Below are 13663 nucleotides of genomic sequence, written 5' to 3' on the forward strand. Positions count from 1 at the left end.
ACGCAATCCGCCGGGTCGTTTCATGAATTGTCAAGTTCGCCTGACGGCGAAAGCTCGCGGCTACTCGCCCGCGGTAACCGTTGGGACGACCCAAACCTTCAGGTCGACTTCGACTTCCGAATGCAGGTGCACCTTGACGGTGTACAGTCCCAATTCCTTCAGCGGACCTTGCAGGCGGATTTGGTCGTCGGTCAATGTGAAACCAACTTCCTTCAGGGCTTCGACGATTTCGTGTTGCCCCACGCTGCCGTACAGGTGGCCTTCGTCGTTGGCATTGGCTTCGATCGTGATCGATTGTGTCGCGATCTGATCGGCGTATTGGCGCAGTTCGCTGAGCTTCTCCAATTCCAATTGGTGCAGCTTCTCGCGGTGCTTTTCAACCATCCGTTTGTGGTGGTCGGTCGCGATCGTGGCCAAGCCTTGTGGCATCAGGTAGTTCATCGCGTAGCCACGACGGACTTCGACGATGTCGCCTTGGCGGCCGAGGTGTTCGACATTGTGGATCAGCAGCAGGCTGATGCCGCCGTTTTTGCCCTTGGGGAGACGCTTGTGGGCACGGTGCAGTTTCTGTTCGGTGGTTCTTGGCATTTCAAGTGCTTTCGCAGTGAATCAATCGTATTAGTGAGGAATCCAAGTTCGCTCCTCGAACCTGGGCAATTTAATCAATCGAGGCTTCCGCCAGTGTTCCGTTAAAACGGAATGTTCGGATCGCTGAAATCGTCCCCGCCAGCCCTTTCGGCACTCGCCGGGTTGCTAGGGGCAGCGGAATGATGCGATGGCTCGTGGAACGAGTGTTCATCGCCGCCGACCTCGCGATGGCCGCCGCCGCTGCCGCCACCGGAGCCCAGCATTTGCATCCGATCGCAGACAACGCGCAGCTTGCTTCGTTTCTGCCCTTCGGTTTCCCAGGTATCTAGTTTTAATCGACCTTCGACCAGTACGGGCGATCCCTTGCTGAGATACTCGCTGGCAACCTCAGCCGTCCGTCCCCAGAGCGTGACGTCGACGAAGGTGGTTTCGTCGACCCATTCGCCCGTTTGTGACTTCCGACGGTCATTAACGGCAAGGCCGATATCGGTGACCGCGGTGCCCCCTTGGGTGTACCGCAATTCAACGTCGCGCGTCATATTGCCAAGCAGTATCACACGATTGTAGCTTGCCATGGTTTGTCTCGCATTCCGGCTCAAATAAGCTGGGCTTAGGTTGCGGCGACTTCCGCCGATTCAACTTCCGCCGATTCTTCGCCACTGTCGTCGGTCGAGATCGATTCGCCACGGGCGTGGGCGACCATTGGTTCGATCAATCGCTTGTCAAGTTTCAGCGACATGTGACGAACGATCGATTCGCTCAATTGGCAGGCACGATTCAGATCGGTCAGCTTGGACCCTTCCATTTCGAAGTAGGCCAACCAATAGGTGCCCTTGAAGTGGCCGTCGATTGGGTAAGCGAGTTTCTGTTCGGCCCACAAGCGGCTGACCAGAACCTTGCCACCGACCTCTTCGATCATCGTGGCGACAGACTGCCCCACGCCATTGGGATCGCGAGCGTAATGATTGCTGTCAAGAATGAACAATGTTTCGTAAGTGCTGATGTGGGTGACCACCAAGTTTCTCCTAGGATCTAGCGATACGCGCGTAAGGTTTATTGATTGTCGAGTTCAGTGCCGTTGTAGGCGTTCATACAAAAGGCAATGTCGTGCCTGACAAAATCGGCCGCTGCCTTAGCGGCACGATCGGTCCCCCGTTCCACGTCGACCTCTTCGTCGGAGCGGAACTTGCTGAGCACGTAATCGGGTATATTCCAGCTAGCGGGCGGAGGTCCAATGCCGACTCGCAAGCGCGGCACCTGATCGGTGCCAAGCAGGCGGATGATGTCGGCCAGCCCTTTTTGGCCGCCGCTGGAACCTTTTGCTCTGACTCGAAGTTTGCCTAAAGCCAAATTAAAGTCGTCGCAAATGACCAACACATCGGCGGGATCTATTTTGTAAAAGCTGGCCGCCTTGCGGACGCTGCTGCCACTGGCGTTCATGTACGTGCTAGGGCACAACACGATCACTTTAGTGCCAGCGATCTGGCCTTCAGCAACTTCGCCCTCGAACCGGATCTTCGTTTCCGAAGCTCCGGCATGTTGGGCAAACTTGGCCGCCGCCATGAACCCGATGTTGTGCCGCGTTTGGGCATAACGAGGACCAGGATTTCCCAGCCCGACAATCAGTTTCATGGCAATTCTAACAAATCCTAACCGTTATTCGTCTTCGTTCTTCGCGCCGATGACTTCAGGCTCCGAGGTGCCTTCGGCCTCCGCGTCGGTTCCCTTATCGCCAGCAGGTGCGTTCATTTGAACGACAACCGCCGTCGGGTCGGTGACCAATGTCGCCCCTTCGGGCAGTTCGATATCGGCTGCGGTCTTCGATTGACCGACGTCGAGATCATTTATGTTCAATTCAACATGCTCAGGGATCTTGATCGCAGGAACCAAGATGTCCACCGAGTGCAAAATTTCATTCATCACGCCGTGGTGGTTCAGACCAATCGCCACGCCGTGCAGTTTGACAGCGATTGTGACGGTGACCTTTTCAGTCAACGAAACGCGCACCAAGTCCATGTGAAGGACTTCGATTCCCAATGGATCCCATTGGACATCTTTAACCAACACGTGGTCGCTTGCCGCACCGGCCAGTTGGACGTGCTTGCTGTGATGACGCATCAGAAGTTCGACTTCTTTGCGGCAAACCGATACATGTTGGTTTTCACCACCGTGGCCGTAAACGACCGCTGGGATGCTGCCAGCGTCGCGCAATTTTCGCGTCGCAGCGGTTCCCATGTTCTCGCGAACCTCAACGTTCAATACGTCGGACATTGACTTTTCCTAATGCTATCCCTGTGATTTGGCTCGACATATCGCTAGCGTCTGCGGGCAGATTCCTGCGCGGCGACGGCCTTGATGTGATTTAGAATCGACTAGTATTGCGAGTTTCCTGATTATTGCAAGCCCAACCGTTGAGCTTTCGCTAGTCAGCACGGGGAATGTGGCTTGCCGATTCCCAATCGGACCGTTAAACATGACTCGGATCGCACCGGACATTTGGGGTGCGCAACGCAAAACATAGCCCGACGGCAGCCGATTGTAGGATCTTTGATGGCGAAAAAGCGACCGCAGACCTTTGAATACGTCGAACCGATCGGCCCCCGCGTGTTGGTCCGGAAGGATGAACCCAAACGCGAGACCAAAGGTGGGATCGCGCTCCCCGATGCCGCCGAAATTCCAACAATCACCGGACGAATCGTGACCATTAGCGCAATGGTCGAACAGGATGACGAAATGCCGCTTCGGCAGTACGACAAGATTCTGTTCCATCCCAAGGATGCGATTCCGGTCGACTTTGAGTCCGACAACCAGTTGTTCGTCGTTCCGGTCGAAGACGTCGTCGCGGTTTTTCGCCGCAAAGATCCGAACGAACCGGTTGAGTAGCCTGATTGCGCCGCGCGACTCACGCTTCGAAATCGCCGACGGCCAGCCAGCGTTGAACAATCTCTTCGACCTCGGCTCCATCAAGGGTTTCGTGAGCCAGTAGATTGTCGACAACCGTGGCCAGTGCGGCCCAGCAATCGTCGCGTGCCAGGGTCTTGTAGGCCCGCGACGTGATCTTTTCGAGATAGGCCAATCGTTGGCGTGGATCCCGAAAGCGAGGTGCCGCGGCCTCCCACGCCAGCTCCCAATCACTGGCCCATTCACTGATCAAGCCCGGATGGAATGGTTCTTCGGTGTGGATCATCTCGGCTGCCGGACCTGCCAAAGCCACCAGGGCGAGCCGTTCGGCGAACTCACGTGAATCGTATTTTCCCGCTGGCCACTGGATCTGAATATCGGCGTGCCGCTGGGGACCATCGTCCCAATCGGGGTCGATCGTTACCGAAAGAATGCGGGCACCAACGAGCATCGCCATCATGGCATGCCCCGCTTCGTGGTAGGCGGAGACTTCACACATGAACAGAAGTGTGCACTTATTCGGTTGCCATGGCAACACGCAGCTTTTCGATTGCCCGCATGTAAAGTTTGCTGGACGCTTTTTCGGAGAGTTCCAGGTAGGAACTGACCTGCTTGTTGTTGAGTGCCTGGAAATGTCGCAGCTCGATCACCAAGCGGTAGCGATACGGCAGCCGGTTCAAGGCGCCCCCCAGGCGGCGATTGGTCTCTTTTTTTGCAAAGCACTGACTGGGGGAAGATTGGTCGGAATTGACACTTTGCAAAGCCGCGCCGTCGTGTTCACGGCGGGCGTCCCGCTTCTTGGCCAACAGATGATGATGATTGGTTTCAAAGGCCTTCATCTTCGCAAGGTAGAACAGCCATTGCCGCACCGGCATCGGTTGTTCATTGAGGTAACGTTCAACCCGCTTGCTGGCATCAATGAATGTGCTTTGCACGATATCCGAGGCATCGACTCGGCGGCGGATCCGAACATCCAGATGCCTTTCGATCATCTGTTTGATCTCAGGCCTCAACTCACTGAACATCCGTACGATCGCAATCGTTTCTCGCTCCAGCGTTCGATCCGAAAATAGCGGTTTCATCGAATGTCCTTGCGGCTTGTCGAAGAAGAAAAATTCTGAAAATGATTGGCGACAGCGTTCCCGCTCTCACGGACTAATCTTGTAACCAGCTTGAACAGGCGTACCGTACGTTCAAGCGAATTCCGGCTCATGTGCGAAATTTTGAGCCCCCGCTGACATGCATGACCCACAAAAAAAAATGCGAAGTGATGAGAGCTGCGTTCTAGAACGACCTCTGCAGACAGCGGAGGCCCCGCTGGCGCGACGAGGTTTTCGCGGCGGAGAGTTCGTCGGACTTCTCGCCGCGGCGGAGCTGCCTACGCGGCTTGGAACGCCCCTTTGGAAACGCAGTTGCGACATTGTCGGATCGTTGTTTTTGCTTAGTGTTTTATGGCCTTTTCTGCTTGGAATCGCGCTCTACATCCGGCTTGTTTCGAAGGGGCCTGCCCTGTTCCTGCAACGCCGCGTTGGTGAAGGGGGACAGCATTTTAACATCATCAAATTTCGCACGATGGATGTGCGCCCCGAAGCGACGGCGGAGCATCGAAAATATGTCGAGCGACTGACTTCACAAGACACCCCAATCGAAAAGCCTGATCATGTGAACAGGTTGATTCGTGGTGGGGATTTTTTGCGACGAAATTCGATCGACGAACTGCCCCAGCTGTTCAACGTTCTGATGGGAACGATGAGTCTGGTGGGCCCGAGGCCCGACCTGCTGGAGCTGGAAGACTACCAAGCGTGGCAGTTGCGTCGCTTCGAAGTGCTGCCTGGAATGACCGGACTGTGGCAGGTCAGTGGTAAGAACCGCTTGACGTTTCGCGAGATGATCCAGCTGGACATTCAATACGTGGAAGCCCGTTCGTTTGCTTTGGACCTGCGAATATTGTTGAAAACCTTCGCCGTCGTCGTTCAGCAGGACAACGACTGAATTTAATTTCCCGCCAGCCCAGGTTGCGGACGCTGACCCAAGGTCAGGCTTTTCTAAATTATCACCAAGAGCTTACTTCTATGATTCGTGTTGGTATTGTCGGCCTCGGCTATTGGGGGCCCAATCTGGTCCGTTGTTTTTCGGATATCGACGGCGCCAAAGTGACGGCCGTCTGTGACCAAAGTCGCGACAACCTGTGCCGCATCACCGACCACTTCCGTGGCGTTACCCCGTTTGAGAGCTTCCAAGAGATGCTCGATCGCGATGTGATCGATGCCGTTGTGATCGCGACCCCCACGGCAACTCACTTTCAACTGGCCAGCGACGCCCTCAAGCACGGCTTGCACGTATTTGTCGAGAAGCCGTTGGCGAAGACGTCCGACGAATGCCGCAAGCTGATCGAGCTGGCCGAGCAGCACAACCGCACGCTGTTTGTAGGGCACGTCTTCCTGCATAGCGCTCCGGTCATGAAGCTCCGCGAGATCATCGCCTCGGGCGAACTGGGGAACATCAATTACATCAGCAGTCGCCGACTGAACCTGGGCCCCGTCCGGACCGACGTCAGCGCCCTCTACGACCTCGCGCCGCACGATATTTCGATGATGCTGTACCTGTTGGATCAGCAACCCGAAACCGTCACCTGCAGCGGTTTCGATCGGCTCAACCCCGGAATCCACGACGTCTGCAATGTCTCGATGAAGTTCGCCGGCAATCGGATGGGAATGATCCACGTCAGCTGGTTGGACCCGCGTAAGGAGCGCGTCTTGACTGTCGTTGGCGACAAAAAGATGGCGATCTACGACGATTTGGAGCAGGAGAAGATCAAGATTTTCGACAAGGGAATCGATACGCCGCCCCCCGCCAGCGGCGACTTCGCCGATTTCCAAATGTCCTACCGCTACGGCGGCAGTTACAGCCCATTTGTTCAAGAACGCGAGCCGCTGAAGGCGGAATGCTCCGATTTCATCCGCTGCATCGTCGACGACGCGGTGCCGCTGACCGATGGCGTCAACGGTTTGCAGGTCGTCGAGGTTCTCGAAGCGGCGCACCATTCGTTGCATCAGGGAGGCCAACCGGTCGATCTGGTCGCTGCCCGATCGCTTGCGACTTCTTAATCGACGATCATTGGTGTTGTATCGACTCATCCTAACCTCATCGGAAAAGTGATCTCATGCACCATGCCACTGCAATCGTTGAAACCGACACCATCGGCCCCGAAACCAATGTTTGGGCTTATGCCCACGTGATGCCTGGCGCGATCGTCGGAAACCGAGTTAACATCGGTGATCATGCGTTCGTCGAAGGGGGCGCAGTCATTGGTGACAACGTGACGCTCAAGAACAGCGTTTGTGTCTGGGAAGGGATCACAATCGAAGACGATTGTTTCATCGGCCCAGCCGTCACGTTTACCAACGATCGCAATCCCCGTTCGCCACGCATGGACGCTGCCACAGAGCGTTACGCCGAACGGGAAAACTGGTTGGCCAAGACCGTTGTTCGCCGTGGCTGTTCGATCGGCGCGGCGTCGACGATTTGCCCCGGGTTGGACCTGGGAACCTTTGCGATGATCGCCGCTGGCAGCGTGGTCACTCGCGATGTTCCCGCGTTTGCGTTGGTGATGGGATCGCCCGCCCGACGCGTCGCCGATGTCTGCAGTTGCGGTCAGCGTTTGCCTGGCAAGTTCGACGATTGCGATTGCGAAACCTGTGGCGAAACGGCAACCCAACGCGTTCAACGCGGATTCAAATAGTACCAACAGTTGGCTGGGCCAAACCAACCGAAACCTAAACCATTCCTCGTCTCCAAGATGCACACAACAACATGATCCGCCAACTCGATACCGATCTCGAAATCAGCTCGATCCCGCTCGTCGATCTGGCCACCCAATCGCGTCAGATCAAAGAAGACGTTTTGCGGCGGATGTCCGATGTGATCGATTCGGCTCGCTACATCCTAGGACAAGAGGTTCAGGAGTTCGAAGAGCAATTCGCCGCCTATTGCGGTGTCGATCATTGCGTCGGTTTGGCTAATGGAACCGACGCCCTGCACATGGCGCTGCGAGCTCTCGACGTCGGCGAAGGTGACGAAGTCATCACCGCCGGCAATTCGTTTGCCGCGACGGCCTTTGCGATCGCCTACTCCGGCGCTCAAGCGGTTTTTGTCGACATCGATCCGGTCGACTTCAACATCGATCCCAATCGGATCGAAGCTGCGATCACGCCGCGGACTAAAGCGATCATCCCCGTCCATCTGTACGGTCAACCGGCGCAGATGGCTGCGATTCGCGAGATCGCCGACCGACATGGCCTGAAGATCATCGAAGACGCCGCCCAGGCGCATGGTGCCGAGAGCAACGGTCAACGCTGCGGATCGTTTGGCGACATCGGATGTTTCAGTTTTTATCCCGGCAAAAATCTGGGAGCCTTCGGCGACGCGGGAGCGGCGGTCACCAACGATCCCGAATTGGCAGAGCGGTTGCGGTTGCTGCGAAACTACGGCCAAAAGGTCAAGAATCGCCACGATTGCTTGGGTTACAACTGCCGCATGGACACGTTGCAGGCGTGCGTGCTGCTTTCGAAAATGCAGCATATCGAGGACTGGACCAACAGCCGCCGGCAGGTTGCGGCTTGGTACGGCGAGGCTCTTGCTGGCACCGATCTGCAGTTGCCGGTGGAGCGAGACGACGCCCGTCACGTCTACCATCTGTACGTCGTTCGGCATCCGCAACGCGACGCGATCATCGAGTCGCTGGCTGCGAAGAATATCTTCTGCGGAGTCCATTATCCGCATCCGTTGGCGACTGCCCAACCATTCCAGGATGCCAAAACGTTCCCGGAAGGTTTGCCAGTCTGCACAAGTGCTGCCTCCGCAATTTTGTCGTTGCCGATGTATCCCGAGATGACACATCAGCATGTGTCGATGGTTGCCAAGGCTTTGGTTGATTTTGGGTGCTAGACCGAGAACCGACGAATGACTTCAAAAAAACAACGTAACCTGAGCCACGATCCGGCTGTCTTTTTCTCGCACCGCGCGTCGGGAATCGATCAATCGACAGTGATCATGGCGCGTGCCAGCCACGATTCGTTCACCGAATCGGCGGCCCATCATGGCGATGGCCGTCACGCCGCCAGTCTGCGTTCGTATTTGGAGTTGCCGTTTGTCTACAAACGCTTAATCATCGGCTGTTTGGTGGTGGCGATCCTCTTGGGCTGGGCAGCGCTGCTGATCTGGCCACGTAAATATGAATCCGAAGCCAAGTTGATGTTGCGGGTCGGCCGCGAGAGCGTTTCGCTGGACCCCACAGCAACGACCAGCCAGACGCTGATGTTGCAGAAGACGCAAGAGGAAGAAGTTGTTTCGGCGCTGGAAATGTTGGGCAGCCGTCAGATCGCCGAAGGTGTGGTCGATGAGCTTGGCGAGTCGTCGATCCTCAATGGCAGCCTGCCCAGCGAAGGCGGCGAGCCGGCCGGTCCAACCGTTGTCGATCGCGTCAAAGGTTTGGTAAGTGGTGCGATCGATCTGGTCGCGACGACGTCCGGTCTTCGCGACGAAATCTCCAACCACGAAGTTGCGGTTCGCCGCGTCCAGGGGGCCGTCGAAATCAAGGCTCAAAAGAAGTCGAACGTGATCTCGGTGCAAGCCTCTGCCAAGACGCCCGAGATGGCTCAAGCATTGGTTCAACAAACCTGTGATACCTATCTGAAACAGCATCTACTGAATTCGCAAACCGCCGGATCGCATGACTTCTTCGTGCAACAAGTCGATGCCGCGGAAGCTCATCTGAATGCGTTGACCGATCGCAAATCGGACTACATGAAAAAGCGGGGCATCGTTTCGGTTGAAGCGAACCGCGCGTTGTTGCAAGAACAACTGGCGACCTGCGAACGCGAACTGCTGCTGGCCAGCGGCTCGCTGGAACAGGTGAACGCCGAAATGGCGGATCTCCGCCGCAAGATTGCCAGCACCGAAGAGGAGATCATTTCCGAACGGAAGGAAGGTTCCGATAGCACCTGGAGCGGCATGCGTCAGCAGGTCTACGAACTGGAACTGCAAGAGAAAAGCCTGGCCGCCAAGTACACGCCGCAGCATCGGCGGTTGATCGAAACCCGCGAACAATTGGAGGGGGCGCGGATGATCATGGCGAAGCTGCGCAGCGAACGAGTCGACCACAGCATGACTCCCAACCCGATGAAGCGTCGCATGGAAGACGATCTGCAGCGGTCGCAAACTCAGGTCGTCGGATTGCAGAGCGTCGTGCTGGAGAAAGAGCGCCAGCGGGTCCAGTTGGCTCAACAGGTCCGCGAGCTGCACGACTGGGAAATCGAACTGACACAAATGGATCGCGACATCGAATCCTCCTCCGCCAGCCTGAAGAAGCTGGTCGAAAAACTGGAGGAGGCTCGCGTGATCGAAGAACTTCGCAACCAACAGATCTCCAACGTGAGCGTCTTTCAACCGGCGACGTTTGTCGAACGTCCCGCCAGCCCCAACAAGCGGATCCTCGCCGCGGGATTTGTGATGTTGGGATTGTGCAGCGGCGTGGGACTGGCGTTCCTGCGTGAAATCGGAAGCGACACGATGCGAACCGCCGAACATGTCGAATCGAGCTTGCGATATCCCGTGCTGACAAAAATCCCGCACCAACCGCGGTTGGAACTCGGCAATTCGATCCGCCGACTCGACGATGCAGGCGATATCCGCACGCGTTGTCGATCGATCATCGGCGACCTGATGCTCTCGCGTGCGCAACCGATTGGTGAGCCGCCGCGAGGTCGATCGCTGGGCGTGATCGGGATCGAGCCAGGTTGTGGAGCGAGCACGCTAGCCGCTGCGTTGGCGATGGTCAGCAGCGACGACTGCGGACTGAAAACGATTTTGATCGATGCCGACGGACGAACCCGTTCGGTTTCGAAGGCCTTCGGTTTGCAGAACGCTCCCGGGCTGTTGGAGCTCTCTGCGGGGGACGCCGCCGTCGAACAATGCGTCCAGCAATTGTCCGACAGCAAGCTGGCGCTGTTGCCGTACGCCTCGCCGTCGGCAAACGCATCGGACGCGGATTCCGTCGATCGCCACGATCCACGGCAGACGATCGAAGCGTTCCAACAAGCCAACGATCTTGTGATCATCGACTTCCCGCCAGCGTCGCTCCCCGACCAAGCCTTGTCGCTCGCCCAGACGTTGGATTACGTCGTGGTCGTCGTCGAATCGGAAAAGACGAAAGTTGCCCAAGCCCAGCGGTTCTTGAATCGCTTTGCCGGTAGCGATACCGAAGTGATTGGTATCGTTCTCAACAAGACGCGGAACTATGCTCCGGCGATGTTCTCGGGCGCGTAACCCTATCTGCGATGAAGTCGACCCGGGCTTCCGCCAAACTTATCAACCGACGCTTCGGCGGATCTAGCGATTCATGTCTCTTGCACTCACCTCATCCGCAACCGCACGGCGACCATCGTTCGACCGCTTGCTGATGTTTTGGGGGCCGGTGATCGTGCTGGCGGTCTTGGTTTTCCGCAACGATGCTCGCATGGCGTACGCTCAATCGGCCAACGGTGCCGCAGTCGAAGCGGCGGATCTGGCGGAAAACGCCGGCACCGGAACGCGCGAACGCCAGTTGTTGTTCCTCGCCTTGGGAGCGACAGGCGGGATGTTGTTGTGGCGCGATCAAAGGACCAACCGACGGCCGATCTATTGGCCGATCATGTTGCTGTTGGGGCTGTTGTTCGCCTACGGTTGCTGCTCGGTCGTCTGGTCCGATTCCCCCTTCTTAACCTTCAAACGGATGATCGTGTTGGGCTGTCTTGCGCTCGGGGCGATTGGGATCGGCAAGGTCTGGAGCACCCGCGATTTCTGTCTGGCTCTGATCGGTTGGACGCTGTTGTTTGTCCTGATCAGCGTCGCCGCGGAACTTGCCAACGGCGTCTTCTTGCGAGGCGGCGACTACCGATTTTCAGGAGTCTTTCATCCGAACAAACAAGTCTTCTTCTGTGCGTTTCTGTTCTTGTGCAGTTCGTGCATGTATCAAAGCGAACGGAAGCGGATCTATCTGGCGATCGCGATCTTCGCTCTGCTTGCGGTCATCTTAACGAAGTCGCGAACCGGCACCGCCGCCTGCCTGTTGGCGGGAGCTTGGTTGTGGTGGAGCTATCTGCCGCGGAACTGGATCGTCAACCTGGCTGTCGCCGGATCGATCTTGTTCAGCATCGGACTGATCGGGCTGGGGGCGAGCGGCGAAGAGGTCTCGTTGCTGTCGGCGGCGCGGATGGGACGCGAGGATGAACTCTCCGATCCGACCAAGTTGACAGGCCGATTACCGATTTGGACCGAGACCCTTTCCGCCTTCATCAACCAGCCGTTGTTAGGCTTTGGGTACGGCGCGTTTTGGTCGCCTGAGCGGATTCGATATTTTGAATCGCAGAACGGTTGGGCGTTCAGCCATGCCCATTCGATCTACATCGAATCGGCAGTCAATTGGGGCCTGTTGGGCGTCTTTATCATGCTGATGATCGTTGTCGCCACGGTGCGACGCGCGAAATACCTGCTGCGAACCCACGAACGGATGGCCGGTCGTTGGATGATCGCGCTTTTGATCCTCGCCGCGATCGCGGGGCTCGCCGAATCGGCGTTTGTCGCCGACGGATTTGAAGCGATCGTGTTGTGTGCCAGTATCGGATTGGTCGCCTGCCATGGTCCAGTTCCTCCCGCCAGGGGAATGCGATGACAACGATGGGCAAGATCCGCCGCAATGCGGTCGCAATTTTCACGGGCGATCTGGTCAACAAGGCGAGCACGTTTGCTGTCTATGCGATGCTGTCGCGGTACACCAGTCTCGAGTCCTTCGGGCTGCTGCAGTTCGGCTTATTGGTCCTGTACACCTTTAATGTCTTCGCCGCTGCCGGGCTGCCAACGCTGTTGACCCGCCGCGTCGCGCGGCACGCCAATCGGTCGCGGCATCTGCTGTATCATGGCTACGCCGGCGCCCTTGCCTCTTCGCTTCTGGCGATGCTGGGAATGATCCTGTTTGCCTTCGTGATGCGGTACGACGCCGAGATGCGGTGGGTGCTGTGCCTGCTGTCGATCGCGATCGTTCCCTACGCGTTGACCTTAGTCGCCGAGGCGGTGATCCGTGGCCGCGAGCGGATGCATTTGATCGCCCTGGCGAATCTGCCCGGCAACGCTTTGCTCGTCGGCGGTGCGTTTGCGGTGCTGTCGCTGGGCTACAGCGTCTATTGGTTGGCCGCCGTGGTGATCACCGCTCGAACCGCGACGTTTCTGTTGACACACGCGATGGCGTCCTACTGCTGTCAGCATTCGTTGGCGGTCCATCGCGTCGGGTTCCGCGTCGGCATGAAACAACTGAAACACTCGTTGGTCTTTTTCGGCAACGACGGCGTCAACGCGATCTGGTCGGCGCTCGACCAAGTGATGCTGTCGAAGTTTGCCAGCGAGCGAGAGATCGGTCTGCTCGGTTCTTCCTACCAAATCCTCCAACCGATTCTGATGGTCTACCGCGCCGTCGGAACCAGTGCGTTCCCAACCTTGTGCTACACCGCGTCGCGCGATGCGATTGCCGAGATGGTTCAGTCGTTGATCGGGCTACTGTGGAGGTTGAGTACGCCGGCGGCGATCGGGCTGTTCCTGTTGGCCGACGAAATCCTCGTGTTTGCGTACGGCAATGAAGAGTTCCGCGCCGCCGCGGTCGTGATCCGAATCCTCATCTTCACGCTCTTCCTCGATCCGGTAACTCCATTGTTAGGACATGCGTTGTGGGCGACCAAAAACGAGGCCGTGGTGCTGCGGATCGTGTTGGTCAACTTGATGGCGAACGTCGTCGTCGGCTGTCTTTTGATCAGCCAGTTCGGTTTGATCGGAGCGGCGGTGACTTACGTGAGCATCAATTTCTTCAACGTTTTACAACACAAATATTACTTCCGTCGCGAGATCGCTCCGCTGGCCCTGGGCCGAGAATGGCTGCGCGGTCTCCCCGCGACCCTCTGCCTGTTGGCGGTCGTTGCCTGTTTTGTGCAATGGGATGCGGTGCGTGCTGGACAGCATCACTGGATCAGCCTCGGGCAGGCAATCATCGCGCTGACTCTGGGAATGATCGTCTACGTGCCGCTCGCCTTTCCCGGGCTGTGTTCGCACGGCGTTCGCATGGTCACTGGAAAATTGGAAAAGGCATAAG

General features: G+C 57.2%; 15 protein-coding genes. 8 read left to right on the plus strand and 7 right to left on the minus strand.

Annotated elements, in window-relative coordinates; translation table 11 throughout:
* Positions 1-60 precede the first annotated feature (60 nt).
* From rplI to Poly24_RS06910, 5 genes are all read right to left on the minus strand, one after another.
* Positions 61-588 carry a 50S ribosomal protein L9 gene (gene rplI / locus Poly24_RS06890; protein ID WP_145092370.1) on the minus strand — a complete coding sequence of 176 codons (528 nt, stop codon included), beginning with the start codon at positions 586-588 and terminating at the stop codon, positions 61-63.
* Between the two features lie 101 nt (positions 589-689).
* Positions 690-1163 (minus strand): single-stranded DNA-binding protein, encoded by a 474-nt coding sequence (ssb, locus tag Poly24_RS06895; protein WP_145092373.1) that lies wholly within the window; start codon positions 1161-1163, stop codon positions 690-692.
* Between the two features lie 35 nt (positions 1164-1198).
* Complete coding sequence (rpsF, locus tag Poly24_RS06900; protein WP_145092376.1) at positions 1199-1603, minus strand: 30S ribosomal protein S6; 405 nt, start codon at positions 1601-1603, stop codon at positions 1199-1201.
* 38 nt (positions 1604-1641) lie between these two features.
* On the minus strand, positions 1642-2220 hold the full coding sequence (pth, locus tag Poly24_RS06905) for an aminoacyl-tRNA hydrolase (protein WP_145092380.1): 579 nt from the start codon (positions 2218-2220) through the stop codon (positions 1642-1644).
* A gap of 24 nt (positions 2221-2244) precedes the next feature.
* Entirely contained in the window at positions 2245-2859 is a 615-nt protein-coding gene (locus tag Poly24_RS06910) for a 50S ribosomal protein L25 (protein ID WP_145092383.1), read from the minus strand.
* 279 nt (positions 2860-3138) lie between these two features.
* Between Poly24_RS06910 and Poly24_RS06915 the strand changes: the two genes are divergently transcribed.
* A complete protein-coding gene (locus Poly24_RS06915; RefSeq protein WP_145092387.1) occupies positions 3139-3471 on the plus strand; it encodes a co-chaperone GroES in 333 nt (110 codons plus the stop codon).
* A gap of 19 nt (positions 3472-3490) precedes the next feature.
* Here Poly24_RS06915 and Poly24_RS06920 read toward each other — a convergent pair whose 3' ends face one another.
* Both Poly24_RS06920 and Poly24_RS06925 read right to left on the minus strand, forming a co-directional pair.
* Positions 3491-3988 (minus strand): ATP-dependent metallopeptidase FtsH/Yme1/Tma family protein, encoded by a 498-nt coding sequence (locus tag Poly24_RS06920; RefSeq protein WP_145092390.1) that lies wholly within the window; start codon positions 3986-3988, stop codon positions 3491-3493.
* A gap of 16 nt (positions 3989-4004) precedes the next feature.
* Positions 4005-4571, minus strand: a complete 567-nt coding sequence (locus Poly24_RS06925) for a sigma-70 family RNA polymerase sigma factor (RefSeq protein ID WP_145092393.1) — start codon at positions 4569-4571, stop codon at positions 4005-4007.
* Between the two features lie 157 nt (positions 4572-4728).
* Here Poly24_RS06925 and Poly24_RS06930 point away from each other — a divergent pair, with 157 nt between their 5' ends.
* The 7 genes from Poly24_RS06930 (at position 4729) to Poly24_RS06960 (ending at position 13662) form a co-directional block, all read left to right on the plus strand.
* Entirely contained in the window at positions 4729-5481 is a 753-nt protein-coding gene (locus Poly24_RS06930; RefSeq protein ID WP_145092396.1) for a sugar transferase, read from the plus strand.
* Positions 5482-5561: 80 nt separating this feature from the next.
* Positions 5562-6596, plus strand: a complete 1035-nt coding sequence (locus Poly24_RS06935) for a Gfo/Idh/MocA family protein (protein ID WP_145092399.1) — start codon at positions 5562-5564, stop codon at positions 6594-6596.
* 56 nt (positions 6597-6652) lie between these two features.
* Positions 6653-7231, plus strand: coding sequence for an acyltransferase (locus tag Poly24_RS27715; protein ID WP_145092402.1), 579 nt, complete (start codon positions 6653-6655; stop codon positions 7229-7231).
* 71 nt (positions 7232-7302) lie between these two features.
* Complete coding sequence (locus tag Poly24_RS06945) at positions 7303-8436, plus strand: DegT/DnrJ/EryC1/StrS family aminotransferase (protein WP_145092406.1); 1134 nt, start codon at positions 7303-7305, stop codon at positions 8434-8436.
* Positions 8437-8451: 15 nt separating this feature from the next.
* The gene (locus Poly24_RS06950) at positions 8452-10815 is read left to right on the plus strand and encodes a GumC family protein (RefSeq protein ID WP_145092410.1); all 2364 of its coding nucleotides are present in this window, start codon (positions 8452-8454) and stop codon (positions 10813-10815) included.
* Between the two features lie 73 nt (positions 10816-10888).
* The gene (locus Poly24_RS06955) at positions 10889-12199 is read left to right on the plus strand and encodes an O-antigen ligase family protein (protein ID WP_145092413.1); all 1311 of its coding nucleotides are present in this window, start codon (positions 10889-10891) and stop codon (positions 12197-12199) included.
* Positions 12196-13662, plus strand: a complete 1467-nt coding sequence (locus Poly24_RS06960; protein ID WP_145092416.1) for a flippase — start codon at positions 12196-12198, stop codon at positions 13660-13662. The genes Poly24_RS06955 and Poly24_RS06960 overlap by 4 nt, the downstream gene beginning before the upstream one ends.
* The last annotated feature ends 1 nt before the right edge of the window (position 13663 follow it).

The organism is Rosistilla carotiformis (genome assembly GCF_007753095.1).
GTDB lineage: Bacteria > Planctomycetota > Planctomycetia > Pirellulales > Pirellulaceae > Rosistilla > Rosistilla carotiformis.